Origin of the sequence: Halococcus salsus (genome assembly GCF_009900715.1) — an archaeon.
GTDB classification, from domain to species: Archaea; Halobacteriota; Halobacteria; order Halobacteriales; family Halococcaceae; genus Halococcus; species Halococcus salsus.
This window is the reverse complement of sequence record NZ_JAAAJC010000011.1, coordinates 1-15,114: the sequence shown is the minus strand read 5'-3', so window position 1 is coordinate 15,114 and position 15,114 is coordinate 1. Positions and strand designations below refer to the sequence as shown.

The 15,114-nt window shown below is 54.2% G+C and carries 11 protein-coding genes; 9 read left to right on the top strand and 2 right to left on the bottom strand.

Going from position 1 to position 15,114, the window contains the following annotated elements; all coding sequences use genetic code 11:
• The first annotated feature begins 5 nt into the window (after nucleotides 1-5).
• The 9 genes from GT355_RS16020 (at nucleotide 6) to GT355_RS15980 (ending at nucleotide 13,906) form a co-directional block, all read left to right on the top strand.
• Nucleotides 6-4,130, top strand: a complete 4,125-nt coding sequence (locus tag GT355_RS16020; protein ID WP_160135555.1) for an Eco57I restriction-modification methylase domain-containing protein — start codon at nucleotides 6-8, stop codon at nucleotides 4,128-4,130.
• Nucleotides 4,123-7,047: a DEAD/DEAH box helicase gene (locus GT355_RS16015; protein WP_160135554.1), complete on the top strand. Its 2,925-nt coding sequence runs from the start codon at nucleotides 4,123-4,125 to the stop codon at nucleotides 7,045-7,047. The genes GT355_RS16020 and GT355_RS16015 overlap by 8 nt, the downstream gene beginning before the upstream one ends.
• Before the next feature lie 10 nt (nucleotides 7,048-7,057).
• Entirely contained in the window at nucleotides 7,058-7,768 is a 711-nt protein-coding gene (locus tag GT355_RS16010) for a hypothetical protein (protein WP_160135553.1), read from the top strand.
• A 612-nt stretch (nucleotides 7,769-8,380) separates the two neighbouring features.
• Nucleotides 8,381-8,536 (top strand): DUF8150 family protein, encoded by a 156-nt coding sequence (locus GT355_RS16005; RefSeq protein ID WP_160135552.1) that lies wholly within the window; start codon nucleotides 8,381-8,383, stop codon nucleotides 8,534-8,536.
• Between the two features lie 290 nt (nucleotides 8,537-8,826).
• Nucleotides 8,827-9,678 carry a DUF8171 family membrane protein gene (locus GT355_RS16000; RefSeq protein ID WP_160135551.1) on the top strand — a complete coding sequence of 284 codons (852 nt, stop codon included), beginning with the start codon at nucleotides 8,827-8,829 and terminating at the stop codon, nucleotides 9,676-9,678.
• Nucleotides 9,679-9,680: 2 nt separating this feature from the next.
• Nucleotides 9,681-11,423, top strand: a complete 1,743-nt coding sequence (locus GT355_RS15995; RefSeq protein WP_160135550.1) for an ABC transporter ATP-binding protein — start codon at nucleotides 9,681-9,683, stop codon at nucleotides 11,421-11,423.
• The gene (locus GT355_RS15990) at nucleotides 11,420-12,229 is read left to right on the top strand and encodes an energy-coupling factor transporter transmembrane component T family protein (RefSeq protein ID WP_160135579.1); all 810 of its coding nucleotides are present in this window, start codon (nucleotides 11,420-11,422) and stop codon (nucleotides 12,227-12,229) included. The genes GT355_RS15995 and GT355_RS15990 overlap by 4 nt, the downstream gene beginning before the upstream one ends.
• A gap of 160 nt (nucleotides 12,230-12,389) precedes the next feature.
• Nucleotides 12,390-13,139: a 2-phosphosulfolactate phosphatase gene (locus tag GT355_RS15985; protein ID WP_160135549.1), complete on the top strand. Its 750-nt coding sequence runs from the start codon at nucleotides 12,390-12,392 to the stop codon at nucleotides 13,137-13,139.
• Complete coding sequence (locus tag GT355_RS15980; RefSeq protein ID WP_160135548.1) at nucleotides 13,136-13,906, top strand: PHP domain-containing protein; 771 nt, start codon at nucleotides 13,136-13,138, stop codon at nucleotides 13,904-13,906. The genes GT355_RS15985 and GT355_RS15980 overlap by 4 nt, the downstream gene beginning before the upstream one ends.
• Before the next feature lie 129 nt (nucleotides 13,907-14,035).
• Here GT355_RS15980 and GT355_RS15975 read toward each other — a convergent pair whose 3' ends face one another.
• Both GT355_RS15975 and GT355_RS15970 read right to left on the bottom strand, forming a co-directional pair.
• Nucleotides 14,036-14,458: a DUF1648 domain-containing protein gene (locus GT355_RS15975; RefSeq protein WP_160135547.1), complete on the bottom strand. Its 423-nt coding sequence runs from the start codon at nucleotides 14,456-14,458 to the stop codon at nucleotides 14,036-14,038.
• Nucleotides 14,459-14,725: 267 nt separating this feature from the next.
• On the bottom strand, nucleotides 14,726-15,114 hold a 389-nt coding region (locus tag GT355_RS15970; RefSeq protein ID WP_205250461.1), incomplete at its 5' end, for a hypothetical protein.

Genomic DNA, 15,114 nt, shown 5'->3' with positions numbered 1-15,114 from the left:
TCCCAATGCAGGACACAACTGAATTCCGGACGAATCGCGATCTGTTCTCGAACCACTACCTCGACGAGCATCTCCCCGAAACCGATGACTGGGCGTCGGTTTCGGAATCCGAGATTCAAGAGGCGTACGACGACATCGCTGCACTCTGGGAGCGCGAGCGTGACTTGGCTCCCGACCGAAACGAGTCCCAACTCGAAGAGAAGTTCATCCGTCCGATGTTCAGACAGTTGGGTATTCCCTTCGAAGTCGAAGAGAGCGTCGAGAAAGGCGACCGACGACCGGACTACGGCTTTTTCACTTCGGAGGAAGCAGCCGGCAATGCGTTCCGGCGACGGAAGGAGGGTGGCGATTTCTACGGGAACGCTGTCGCTGTCGCCGATGCGAAGCGCTGGGGGCGAAAACTCGATACACGAGGGAGCCGACAGCGGGACTTCGAGAACCCGAGCTACCAGATTCACGTTTATCTCCAAGAGACACCGACGACGTGGGCGGTTCTCACGAACGGCGAGTACTGGCGACTGTACTACGGCCCGACCAGCCACCGTCTCGATTCGTACTACGAGGTTGACCTCCCGACGATCCTCGAAACCGGAGACTTGGAGGCGTTCAAATACTTCTATCTGTTCTTCCGCCACGAGGCGTTTCTGCCGGACGCGAGCGGTGACTGTTTCCTCAACGATGTGTACGAGGGAAGCAACGTCTTCGCCGAGGAACTCGGGGCCGACCTCCAGGACAACATCTACGATGCGATCCAGTCGCTCGCCGAGGGATTTCTGCAGTATCCCGAAAACAACCTCGGTGCCGAGGACTTAGACCTGATCCACGATAGCTCGCTTATCTACCTCTATCGGCTCATTTTCGTGTTGTACGCCGAGAGCGAAGGTCGAGACCTCCTCGATACTGACAACGAGATCTATCGGGACTCGTACAGCCTGAATACGATCAAGCAGGAGGTCGCCGAGGAACTTGACAGTGACCGGCCGGAGTACCAGAGCTGGCAGAACGAACTCTGGAATCAGATCGACGGGCTGTTCCAGCTCATTGACCGGGGAAGCGAATCGCGGGGCATTCCCCGAGAAGACTTCTACGTCCCGGCGTACAACGGCGGGTTGTTCCGGACGAATCCGGGTGAGAACGACAGTCCGGAGACCCGGTTTCTGGCCTCGCACGTCGTCGGTGACGAGTACCTCGCGCAGGTCATCGAGCTCCTGACTCGGAGCCGAACGCGAAGCGATCGGAAGACGTTCGTGGATTATTCCTCGCTTGACGTCCGCCACCTTGGGAGTATCTACGAGGGATTGCTCGAATACCAACTCAACGTGGCCGATGGCCCGCTCACGTTGGACAATGGCGAGTACGCGCCTGCCGAGGAGGGTGACGAGGTGGTCGTTGAGTCGGGCGAAGTGTACCTGACAACGGACGCGGGCGAGCGCAAGGCAACTGGCTCGTACTACACGCCGGAATACGTAGTGGAATACATCGTCGAGAACACCCTCGGCCCGCTGGTTGAGGACATTCGAGAAGACCTGATTGGGTTCGATACGGAGGATGAATCGGGATTCGCAGCGGAGTTCGCCGAGCGGGTGTTCGACCTCAAGATCCTCGATCCGGCGATGGGGAGCGGGCACTTCCTGACGAACACCATCGACTATCTCGCTCGCGAGATTATCGACGCACAGGAGCGTCAAGCCGAACAGCAGGGTGTCGAGACCGTTGGCGAGAGTCGAGACATCAACTGGGCCCGTCGTCAGGTCGCCCAGCAATGTATCTACGGGGTGGACGTGAACCCGCTCGCCGTCGAGTTGGCGAAGGTCTCGCTCTGGCTTCGGACGCTGGCAGCCGAACAGCCGCTCGCGTTTCTCGATCACCACCTGAAGACCGGGAACTCGCTCGTGGGGTCGGACATCGAGGAGATCGACGAACTCGACACTGACGCGAGCGACGGCCCGAACACCTCGCTGGCCGACTTCGGTGCCGTTCGCAGGGGCACCATCGACCACCTGATGGACGTGTATGAGGAGTTCATCGCGATCGAGAACACCGACCTCGCGGACGTGAAGGAAATGGAACGGCGCTACCGCGAGATCGAACGCGACGACCTCAGAACACGACTCGTAGCGATGGCGAACGTCGAGACTGCCGAGGATTTCAGCCTCGACCTCCCCAGTGGGGCCTACGAACGCATGGCGCGGGCGCTCGATTCCGCGGACGAGTGGGCCGCCGTTGAGGAAACTGACTGGTTCCAAAGCGCCCAGGCACTGGCCACAGAGCACGACTTCCTCCACTGGAAGCTCGAATTCCCCGAGGCGTTCTACGAAGTCGATGGCTCCGATAGGGCGAATCCTGGGTTTGATGCGGTGGTCGGGAATCCGCCGTACGTACGACAAGAGCAATTAGCTACCACAAAGGATTATTTATCAGAACGGTACGAGGCATACCACAGTGCGGCTGATCTCTACACGTATTTTATCGAAGCTGGAAGAGACGCATTGAGGTCCGGACGAAGTCTCGGATTCATAGTTTCCAATAAATTTGTCCATGCTGAATACGGCAGACATCTCAGAGGAATGTTGGCGGAAGATACTACAATTTCACAGGTTGTGGACTTTCACTCACTCCCTGTTTTCACCAGATCTGTAAGTGCATATCCACTTATTCTCCTGTTGAGCAAAAACCAGCCACCCTCGAATCACGCGATATCCGTCGCTAATATCGAATCTTTAAAGTTCAGTGATCTCTCGAATGTAGTGAAGCAATCCAGATATGAGGTTCTTCAGAACTCGATATCTAGTGAGAAGTGGAGGCTACAGAATCCACAAATATCAAAGGTTGTTGGTGACATAGAACGCGAAGCTATTTCCTTATCTGAATATGTTGATGTGCCGCTTTATCGTGGAATACTCACTGGATTAAATGACGCATTCATTCTCAACGGCCAAAATACACACCAACTTGATGAGAGTTCTGAACATGTATACCCCCTTCTCAAAGGTGAAGACGTACACAAATTCCGGACCGAGTATAACGATCGATACTTGATCCGTGTTCCATCCGGATGGACAAAACAACAATCCGGTAAACAGAATGAAGAAGAAGCTTGGGAATGGTTCCAATCCGAATATCCACAGATATCAGACCACCTTTCAGAATTTCAAGCGGACGCGAGGAGTCGATATGACAGAGGCGAATTCTGGTGGGAACTGCGACCTTGCGATTACTACGAGGAACTGGAGCGTTCTAAGATAATCTACCCAGTAATATCGAAAGGACCAAATTTCACACTCGATACCAATAGCAATTACATAAATGATAAGTTATATGCCATACCATTAGAGAACCATGCTTTACTCGGGGTTCTTAATTCTACTCTCGCTTATTTTTGGATCCAGTTCGAATTATCTGGTTTACGAGGTGGCTATCAGGAATTTAGAGCTGTGCATGTAGAGAAAATACCTATCGACAAAGCGGCCGCTGAAGACGAAAAATTGGAAGAGCTTGGTAAAAACGCAATTCAACTAAGAGAAGAATTGGATGCACTCAATCTCTCCCTCCCCGACCACCTCGGCAACTACGCGGACGGCGAGCCCCTCGGCGAGCGCTACCAACCGCCGGCGGGCCTCGTGGACTCGATACTCACTGCGACCGCCGCCGACCACGAGAGCCTCCGGATCGGGTCGGTGAGCGTCACGAGCGAGAGCTCGAAACTCGTGGTGCGGGCGACGGCGCGGTACAAACCCGACGATCCCGACGCACACGAGACGGACCGCTGGGGGTACACGGAGACCGAGCCCCAGGCCGCGATGGAATTTGTTGGGCTCTCCGAGGCTGAGCGCGGGCTGGTCGAGGCGTTCGTGCCCCACGCGGCGGACGAGGCGGGTGGCTTCGCGGGCTTTCGCGAGACGGCCACCAAGTCCATCTCGCCGCTAGATAGGCTCGAAGCGTTGACCCTCCCGAAACTCGCCGACGTCGAGGGTGGGTTAGAGCGCTATCTTGACGTCAAGGAACGCGCCGCCGAACTCAACGCGAAGATCGAGAAGACCGACGATCTCATCGACCAGATTGTCTACGAACTCTACGGCCTGACTGACGAGGAGATCGAGATCGTTGAAGAGGCAGTCGGCGATGACTGACTCCGGGTTCGAGGTCGAAGACCACGTCACGTTCGCGGGTGGCGAGGGTGAGATTACCCGTATCGAAGAGCGCGACGGTGGGGGTGACCTGCTCCACGTCTACACAACCGATGGGCAGCTCCGCAAACTCCCGAGTGGACTTCCCCATATCGAGAAAGTCGATTCGGTGGTCGACCGTCTTGTAGCAAAGCAGATCGACGACCCAGTTCACGTCGATCTCCGTGAACGAGCAACCCGTCTCGACTTGGCCTACCGCTACGACCGTTTTCTCTCGCTAACGAACAACCGCATCGAGATCGAACCCTACCAGGTCCAAGCCGCCTACGAGATCCTGAACTCCTACGACCACCGGTATCTCATTGGCGACGAGGTCGGTCTCGGTAAGACCATCGAGGCCGGTATCGTCATTGAGGAGCTCATCGCCCGTGGTCGGGCTGACCGCGTTCTCATCGTTGCGCCAGCGCCGCTCACGGTGCAGTGGCAAGAAGAGATGCGCGAGAAGTTCGACCGAAACTTCGTTATCTACGACCGCGACACCGTCCGGACCTACCGTCGCTCCCATCCGAACCAGAACGTATGGCTCCAAGAGGACCTCATTATCACGTCGATCGATTTCGCCAAGCAAGACGACGTGCTCGAAGCCCTCCAGAACCTCGAAGAAGGCTGGGACGCAGCGGTTTTCGACGAGGCCCACCACTTGACCGCTCGACGCGGCAGTGACGAGTCAGTCGAGCGAACGCAGCGGTTCATGGTCGGCGAGGCAGTGGCCCATAACTCTGATGCACTGATCCTCCTCACCGGCACGCCACACAAGGGCAAATCCGACCAGTTCTTCTTTCTCATTGGACTCCTCGATCCCTACCGATTCTCCCACGAGAGCCAGATCACGCCCGACGCTCTCGACGACCTGATGATCCGTCGTCTGAAGGATGGAATGTACGAGATGGACGGTACGCGAATGTTCCCCGAGAAGAACATTGAGGCGCTCCCTGTGAAGATGACACCCGAAGAACGTCGTCTCTACGACGACGTCACCGAGTATATTCGGGAGTACTACAACCTCGCTCAGCAGGAGGAAAATCACACGGCAGGGTTCACGATGGTCATCTACCAGAAACGGCTGGTATCGAGTATCTACGCCATCCGGAAGTCACTCGAAAACCGGATGCGCGCCATCCAAAACGATGCAGTCGCCGAGGACCTTTCAGACGACGTTCAGGGTCTCATTCCACGCTACAGTACCGAACCCGAGACGCTCACCGACGCCGAGCGCTCCCGTGTCGAAACCGAGTTGGAGACGGTGACGATCACCCTGAATCGAGAACAGATCAAAGAGGAGCTCGAACGTGTGAGACGCCTTTGGCAACAGGCAAAGGACATTACGACTGACTCGAAAGCTCGTCTCCTTCAGGAGTACGTTGAGGGGGTTCTCGCTGGCGATCCAGACGAGAAAGTCCTTGTCTTTACCGAGTACACGGACACGCTCGAATACCTCCGAGATACCATCTTCGAGGATCGTGACGTCGCCCAGATCTACGGTGACCTCAGCCAGGACCGCCGTCGACGTGAACAGGAGAAGTTCGAGAACGAGGCGAACATCCTGCTCGCCACGGATGCCGCCCGCGAGGGGCTCAATCTCCAGTTCGCCCATATCATGGTCAACTACGACCTGCCGTGGAATCCTATCCGTATCGACCAGCGAATGGGGCGGCTCCATCGCTATGGGCAGGACCGAACGGTCGAGATCCGCAACTTGTTCTTCAAAGACACGCGCGAGAGCGAGATCTTGAATCTCCTGATCGAGAAACTCGACCAGATCGAAGAGGACCTCGGAATGCGTTCGGACGTGCTCGGTCGGGTTCTGGAGAATATCGACCTCGATGGGCAGATCATGGCGGCGATCGGGGCCGATACACCGACCGAAGAGGTCATCGCCGATATCGACCGTGCGATCAACGAGCGTAAGGAGGCTCTCGAGACCGTCGAGGGGGATTTCCTGATCCGGGACCGATTTGATCTCTCGGAGGAAGATCGCGAGATCCTCGACGTGATCGAGCGGAGTCGGGAGGGAGAGGTGAGCGAGACAGATATCGAGATGCTCGTCCGCGAGTTCTTCGACGTGTTTGGAGGGGACATCAGAGGTGTTCGTCCGGGGCCAGCGAGGGCCGGTGGCGACATTTTCCAGCTCGACGTGCCGAGGGTTCTGACCGGCGAACGGGTCGACCAGCAGTACGAACACGCAACGTTCACGAGGGATGTGGCGATGGAGCACGACGAGGTATCGTTCATAGCGCTTGACCATCCACTCGTTCAGGCAGTCATCGACTACTGCCTCGGCGGTAAGCAAATAGCGGGTAACGTCGGGGCAAAGACGACGACCGACGATGTGTCGCCCGGTATTCTGTTCAACTTCCGTGTCGGATATGTCGCGGGTTCGGGCGAAGCCGTCACCGAGAAATTCATCCAGTTGTATGTGACCGAAGATGGTACTGTCACAACTGACACCCCCACTATCGAGTCGACACTTTCGCCGGAGGTAGTAGAACCATCGACGATTCAGCAACTAGCGAGAGCAGCATCGTCACTTCACCAGATTGCTGACGACGAAGCGTGGAGGCAGGTCCAAGGCTTCGCCCAAGAAGCACGCGACGAACGCGAGCGTGAGGTCACGATCAAGCGCCAACACGCAGAGCAGCACTTCAGCGAGCGAATCGGCACGTGGGAGGAACGGCTCGAAACCTACCAGCGGCGTGCCGAGGAAGGAGCGGATATGAGTGCCCCCATTGGGAACGCACGCCGAAATCTTGAGAACCTCCGACGTGAGCAAGACCGAGAACTAGCTCAACTCGAAGAAGACAGGCATGTGACGCCCGAAGAACCAACCCTAGTGAACGCGTCGTTTGTACTATCTACCTGAGCCATCCGATATGATCGATATCTTCAGTCTTGTCTTGTCATTCATTGAAACTGTGATTCATCAGTTGAGTCTATTCTTTGGTTGGCTAGGTTCACTTATCTTCAGTCCCGAGGCCGGCGGACTGGCAACCATTGTCGGGACAGGAATAGTCATTCATCAGAGATACTATAAAAGTCCGGCTTTAATTTTAGATGCGCAACCTGACACACACGATCCCATTGTAGACTCTGACGGTGACGGTGTCAGTATCTCAGGCAAACTCACCTTGCATAATGCCGGTCATGCGCCTGCTAAGGATGTTTACCTCTCTTTCACACTCACCAATTGGCGATACGATCCAGATGCAAGTGAAATATCGAAGGTGGCAGAGACACCACTTATGATCAAAGAGGAACGGACGTCTGGATTCATTGGATCAGAGGGTGAACGTCACGATATCTACGTTGAAAACACCGTGTACGAGCAGGATATAGCTACGTTGTATTATGACCGTCGTCGATTTACAGAGGATGGTTGTTATGAGGTTGAGTATACGGTCGCATGTGACGGTCATGGACCTCGCTCTGGGAAAGTATACTTCTGTATCAACGATGGTACTCTAACTATTCAACGAGAGTATCCAACCTGCTGGTGGAAATTACGCCGTAAGCTTGGCTGGGAACCACCCAAGCAACCCCGTGTCCAGTACATTGGAGATTCAGCATCTGCAGATACCCAGTGACATAGTCGGATTAGGATAGATGTTTCTTTGCGTCAACCGCGAGAGAAAGGCCGACTGCCGCTGCACCGACTGCGACCGCAACCACACAAGGTAGTCCGGAAAGAGCAATGCTCGTGATCAAACCGATACCGATCTCTCGCATTACTCCATTGAGCACCTCCACGACCTGCCCCTCGCTCTCGCGGAATTGATGGCCTTAGTGAGGAGTCGAACCTCACCTTTGCCGAGGGACCAGGTCGTTTCCAATTCAGTCCACTGAATTATAGATACAATACGTGTTGGTGGAGTAAAAAGGAGTCGCCGAACAATGTAGAGGGACAGACGCCTCACTACAGATTGGGGAAACGCCTGCTCGAAAGGACTGGCAGGAAGCTATAGTTTCCCACTAGACTGGCGGGAAGTGGGGCAGCTATAAGTCGAATACAGGGGTGGCAGAAAGTACGCCAATGTCGGAGAAGACTGCTCTCTACTGCCGGGTGAGTACCACCGACCAGAACCTCGCTCGCCAGCGCGACTTTGAGGGCACACTGCATCTCTATCAGGTGTTTGAGGAACAGCTTGATGAAGACCGCCTACAAACATACGTTACCGAACTGGAGGTGACTGACGCCTATGACGAACTTAGACGAGCTTAGAGAACAACAGCGCAAGAACGTTGCCGAGCGACACGAATTCGTCAAGCAGTGGGCTGAGTACGTCAGAACTCACCCAGACGAGGAGTGGTCGGCCCAGCAAAACAAGGTCATCGACTCTCGGATCAGACGGTAGCGGATAGTTTCCTAACAGATGAATCCGCTATAGCGGCTACCAGGTGTTCAAGCGCCTCCTTTTGCTAGATATGGGTCTATTGCTCTCATATGGATGGTTACGGGTTTTGCCTCTCGTTCCCCTAAAAAGAATGAGTCTGTAGCAATCCACACCGTGAGGTAACTCCTGCTCCATATTACAGCTACTACAGAAGGTTCGTATTCCTATTGTGATTAGTTGAGACCCCCATACTGGCCGGTACAGCTATTATAACCATTCAAGTAGGTGCTTGTTAGTTGACGTTCTGTAGCATGAGTACATCAACGGGTACGGGAAGTAGATTCTCGCTGGGAAAACAGGACATGATAGTGTTCATTCTTGTCATGTCTCTCACAGGATTACAGAACGCAATCACGGAAATAATGCCAGAGTTCGCAGTTGGGCCACTCGAACTCGGTGTAGGTGGATTTATCTTTATACCGATCGTATTGGTCCTACTATTCCGAACGTACTGGGCTGCTTTGGCTGTTCCAGTTGGCGAAATCGTGTTCGGTGAGATATTGCTCGGCGAGTTCGACGGTCTGGGAGCCGTAGAAGGTCTGTTGCTGATTTCGGTCTGTTATTACTTTGCAGCTCAACTACTACAGGATCCAGAAAACACCACGCAGCTGGTGATCGTGGTGTTCCTCGCCGAGGGACTTGAGGAATTCTTTGCGACGTTGATCGACATCGGCAAAGTGTATGTTGGCGTTGAAGAGTTAGAGGCGGTGCCCGGACTCCCTGAGAGCATCGTTGTCCTCGAGGGTGTCGATTTCCTCGTTCAGATGCTTATAACAGGTATCATTTTTGGAGTTATCCCGGCCCTCTACCTCTACCCTCGGCTACACGGGAAGATCGAACCCTTGCTTGGTATGGAACCATTCGAAGGCGAGCGAGGGGCTTCGATGTGGAGAGGGTTCTCGCTCACGGCACTATTAGCAATCGTTGTCGGGGCTCCAGTGGCTTTCGTGGCTGAGGCCGCCAGCGAAGTTGGCGGTGCTATCAACATCGTCTGGGAACCGGAATTCCTCGCAACGTACGGACAGAGCTACATTATTATCCCTATCGTCGTCGCCGTGGTCGTTATTGTTGCTATCTGGTACCGGACAACGCAATCCGCCTAAAAATGGAGTCCACACACAACTCCCGTATCGTCGTTGAGGACCTGCATTTTCGGTATCCAGGAACCGACGACGAGGTGCTATCCGGGGCTGACCTCTCTATTGACCCTGGTGAGTTCGTTGCTATCATCGGTGGCAACGGATCAGGAAAGACAACACTCTGTAAATCATTCAACGGACTCATACCCCATTTTTACGAGGGGGATATTCGAGGACGAGTTACCGTTGCTGGACACGATGTTCCCACGAGTTCCGTCTCGGCACTATCACAACATGTGGGGTATGTTTTTCAGGAGTTCGATAACCAACTCGTCAGTCCAACGGTGTTCGAAGAAGTGGCTTTCGCGCCGATGAACTACGGACACGACGATTACCGCGAAAAAACCCACAAAACAATAGACCTTCTCGGTCTCGATGGACTCGAAGATAGATTCATCTGGGAGTTATCCGGAGGGCAGAAACACATAGTAGCGCTGGCAGCAGCATTATCCTTGGACCCTGAGATTCTCGTCGTTGACGAACCAGCCGCGCAGCTCGATCCAATTAACGCTCGTAAAACTTACGAACACCTCGCTCGTCTCAATGAAGTATACGGGAAGACTGTTGTCACGATCGAGCATCAGACGGAGTTTGTCGCCGAGTACTGTGACAGCGTCGTACTGGTGGAAGACGGAGCCGTTAGTTGGAAGCTGCCGGTTGAGGCAGCACTCAATCAGTTGGGAGACCTCCGAGCACAGGACGTACATCCACCGCAGGTCACTCGCATTGCAGAGCGTGTTTCCACTGATGATAATACACTTCCAGTAACATTTGCAGATGGTATTGATTGGTTTGGCAACTCGGAGATCAATAGTAGAGATCGGACTGATAAAGGAGAACAGACACGACGACGAGACGACCCCACGATCTCTATTAACAATGTCTCACATTCATACGAGACACTGCAAAATGGGACTAAAACGGTTCTCGACCGGATATCGTTGGGATTGTACCCTAATGACCGAGTTGCACTTGTTGGCAGTAACGGAGCCGGAAAATCGACACTTCTGCAGCTGATAACCGGGCTAGAAACACCCGATTCGGGAAGTATTGTTGTCAACGGAACAAATACTGACACCGTACTGCCCGAACAGTTAGCGGAAGAAATCGCCTACGTCAAACAGAATCCAGAGGAGATGTTCATTGCGGACAGCGTTCGTGCCGATGTAGCCCATTACCTGTCCGATAGGGGTTACCCCGACGCTGACGAACGGGTGGATGACGTCATTGAATTTCTCGACTTGGAGTCCCTGCAAGCAAGAGATGGCCGACTGCTCAGTGTTGGACAGCAGCGGCGTGCGTCGTTAGCGATCGGTCTGGCGACGGATCCCTCGATAGTCTTACTTGACGAACCCACCGGGAGTCTTGATCTTGCCAGTAGAGAGGAACTCAATCGTACCCTTGATCGGGCTGGTAAAAGGGTTGAGACTGTCGTAGTCGCAACTCACGACCTTGAGCTTGCGGCATCGTGGGCAACTCGGGTCGTCGTCCTCAACGATGGCGACATTATCAGCGATGGACCGCCAGCCGACGTGTTCGCCAACCTCGGTCCACTTGAGCAAGCGAATCTCCAACCACCACAGGTAGTCCGATTAGGGGCAGAACTCGGATCTGACTTGCCACCGCTGACTGTCGATGCCTTCGCTAACCGTCTTGAGGGGGCTTCAGCGTCGACAGAGACAAGGATCATCGGGGAGGAAAAATGGTGACGCCGCTGGACAGTTTGCGTGATGCTACGTCGGTCGAGGCGATCAAAACTGATCTCCTACGCACGGCGTACGAAAACGAGGGCTCGTTTCTCCATCGGCTTGATCCACGAGTTCTGCTCCTCTGGTACGCAGCTTTTCTCTTCATCCCTTGGCTGTTCTACGATACCACAGTTCTCCTCGGGCTACTGGTGTTCGTGTCGGTGCTTGCAGTCCTATCACGAGTGAGCGTCTTCCTCGTCGGGCTGATGGCTTTCACGATAGCCTCGACACTGGTATCGTACGCTCTCGTAACGGCTTTTACAGGAGACCCGATCGCGGCCGTTCAGGCGTTGATCCCATTCACGTTAAAGCTGACAATCATCTCGGTGTCAAGTTTAGCGGTGTTCTCAAGCATGGGACCGAAGACACTCTCACAAGGACTTCAAAGTCTCGGGGTTCCGCGCCAATTCACTTTCCTCATTACCTATGGGTACCGAATGTTGCCAGTATTGTTCGAAGAATATCATGACCTCGTCAACTCATTCAGACTACGAAGTTCAGCTCCCGACTCGCCAGGTCGGTTTCGATGGCGGTATTATCTCTATCTGCTCAAACTGTCGATGCGTGCTTTCTATCCGATGATCTTCAACGTCGCTAAGCGAAGCCGCGTTACTGTGGAAGCCATGGAAGCTCGTGGCTTCTCACACTCTCTCCACGACGACAAAAGCGCAGAACTTCAATTAGAAGGTGTGCGGGTCCGGTTCATCGACGTAGGATTTCTTATTGGTTCTTTAGTTGTCGTTGTTGGAATTGCTACCTTCCTCTAGCGATACCGCAACTAGAGGATCCGGGAACCGTTTCGACTCTGCGTTCCGTTCTCAGATGATGTAGGTAGCGCTCAATAAGATACGGAGTAAGCTGTACCTCACAAAACTAATAAATACGGCTCTTAGCGTTCTTTTTACCTCGAACGCCTGAGGTGCTATTATGAGCTTGGCTACGGACAGTGCATTCGAGTCGGAAGTCTTGGAGCAAATGATTCCTGGGCGCGGAATGATCCCCGACGACCCACTCCCAGGGAATTACGTCGTCGTCGATGTCGCCCAATTTTCGACGACAGTCCCTGAATTGTTCGCTAATGGCGCAGAGTACATTTATATCACAGAAGAACGGGGCAACGAGCCATCGTTCAAAGCGACCTACCCAGATGCGAAGATCGGGGGCAGTTCCGGCCCGAATTACCGGGGAGAAGAAGGGTACGACTTCTTCAATTCACCAAGTTTCGTCCAGAGCATCGATGTTGCTGGACGGCCGACAGCCATGACCTCCACTAATGGGGGTAACGTAATCACTGATATCCGATCAGCCGCTAGTGATGACGTCGATATATATGTTGCTGGACTAACTAACGGGAAGGCAGTCGCCGAGCATCTCAGAGGAAGTAGCAAAGAGACGTACTTCGTTGCAGCAGGCTCAAAAGGTAAGCCCTCCCCTGAAGATGTCGTCGGCGCGTTGTATGTCGCCCGCCACCTTCACGACAATCCTCTTACTGACGAGCAGCGTGAAATATATCGAGAGATAGTCAAGTTCAGCAAGGGGCCAAAGTACGAGACGAAACCACAGATCAAGCGCACAGACCTCTATGAGTACGCATTAGCGTTTGATACTCGGGACGCCGTTCCGAAAATGAATGGGCAACGGCTCTATGACGTGAGCGGGACGACGGAGAACCGATGAATACCGATATTCATACCCACACAACCTACTCGGATGGGTCTGATCTTGGTGCGATGGTCGTGGCAGCCGAACAAGCAGACTTGACCGCGCTCGGACTCACGGACCACTGCATCGTTACTGACGACGACTTTGGTCGGCGGGCACGCTACGATCTCGTCGAGACGTACGAACAGCGCCGTGCGGACATCAACAGACAGCGAAAGACAACCGATCTGCGGCTATACGATGCTGCCGAAGTGAGTTATGCCGAGGGGACTGAACCTCGAATCGAGACATTCCTTGAAACAGCTGATTTCGCGTACACTATCGGTAGTGTCCACTTTGCAGGAGAATACGACTATACGAGTGGGAGCCAGTATGATGCTGCTGACGAACCAGAGTGTCGTGCTGCCGTCAAGCGATACTATGATGCTGTCGTTTCACTAGTCGAGTCCGGTTTGTTCGACGTTCTCGGTCATCTCGACCTCCCAGAGCGGATTCCTGCGTTGCGCCGACACACGACTCGAATTGATTACGAGCGCGTTGCGAGTGCGCTCGATGGCTCGAAAGTCGTCCCGGAAGTTAACGCTGGGCGTGCCCTACGCTCGCTCGGGCGTGTGCATCCAGATCCGGGAATGCTTGATGTGTTCACCGAGCAGGGAATTCAGTTTGTTCTCGGGTCGGATAGCCACACTCCTGATGAGATCTCACAACGGGTTGCTGTACTCCGAAATGCGGCTTCTACACATGATTTGACTCTCGTTTCTACTCAATCGCTTCTTACGTAAATCGAACAGAAGTGTTGTCAGGTCGGAATGCAGTCATCACGTTTTGGTTGAACTCATACTGTCTTGGTGAGCCATTTGACCGAGGATGGTCAAGATCGAGTGAGTTGAATCTCAGAGAGCGTGGTATGGTTACGTCCTGACAATCGTCCCTGTGCGATGGTACGAATAAGCGACGAGCGCGATTGCCCATACAACCGCGCCGACGAGAACGGCGTCCATCGATATTGCATAGCCGAGATTCCATCCGAGGACGAGAAACTGGATGGCGGCGAGCAACAGCATCGTCCCGAGAGCGGTCACGACGAACACTCGACCGTCGTCCGGTGGGTCGTAGTAGGCGGCGGCTCGCATTACGATGAGCGACCCCAGCATGATGACTGGGAGAAGTACCACCGCGAGCGCTTTCGGAACCACCGTGTTCGGATCACCACCCGCCGAGAAGTGGATCGCTACCCGCGAGGGCAGTTGACTCCAGAACGCAAGGCTGCCCAGCAGGGTGAGCATGGCGATAACAAGACCTGCTACATCAACGCGGTTCGGGCGGAGGTTCATGCCTTCCTGGCGACATTCTCGTGGTGACGAATTGAACCTTTGGCTAAATCGGGCACGAACACATCCACTAATGGTGGCCTCGCTACGGTCGATACGACTCCTTCGACCCAACGAATCCCGAGCTCGTAGCGTGGACGATCGCTCTATTCAACGAATACCACGAACAGGCGTCAACTTCGTCTGATCTCTTGTTATCAGATCACACATAGAGAGTGGCCTTTGCAGGGCCTTATGACTGGGTTGGACGCACGATCGCTCTGGAAAGATCTATACCGAGTTTGGTCTGGCAGGCTCGCCGTGTAGGTCCGGATATATGTACCCCAGAAGCAAGACTAACCCATTGAAAAAGCCACCAGCAACGATAAGCAGAGGGAGGCTGGCCTCCGCTGGATATCCAAGTACCACTACTCCTGAAACGAGCAACAGGCCGGTGAGGTTCAGCAGTAGAAAACCATAGGCCCGCTGCTTGGCAGCCATCCCGATTGCGAATGCTAGTGCTCCCACTGGAAAAAGTGCGCCAGCTATCCAAGCCTCGTCAGTGATCGCCGTGAGCCCTATCCAGAGGCTCATTAAGATACTTGCCCATCCCATGACTTCTCCCAGTTTGAGCTGCCGATTGGTGGTCAGTGACGCTCGTATATTGCTAAGAACTGTCA